Consider the following 277-nt stretch of genomic DNA (forward strand, 5'->3'; position numbering starts at 1 on the left):
CGGCCAGCGGGGAGCCGCGGAACAGCATCATCACGGTCATGGAGACGCCTGCCCCGAGCAGCGGGACCAGGGACATCATGTTCATCCCGCCCTTGCCGCCTTCGATCTGCGGCGGCGCGTCCAGGGTAAAGGCCTCCATGCTGCGGGCCGGAGGGGTGGTGCGTGCGGGCCGGTGCAGCAGTTTGACGCTCATGTGCGCGCCCTGCGGCCGGATCCGGCCCCGGTTTCCGCCCGGCGGGCTGCTGCCGGCCGGGCCGGCATCCCCGGGGCGGCCGAA

1 protein-coding gene is annotated in these 277 nt (G+C 73.6%); it reads right to left on the minus strand.

Annotated elements, in window-relative coordinates; all coding sequences use genetic code 11:
• On the minus strand, positions 1–193 hold a 193-nt coding region (locus tag RTN46_RS15635), incomplete at its 3' end, for a hypothetical protein (RefSeq protein WP_312182767.1).
• Positions 194–277 lie beyond the last annotated feature (84 nt).

Origin of the sequence: Arthrobacter sp. (assembly GCF_031988865.1) — a bacterium.
Classification (GTDB): domain Bacteria; phylum Actinomycetota; class Actinomycetes; order Actinomycetales; family Micrococcaceae; genus Arthrobacter_B.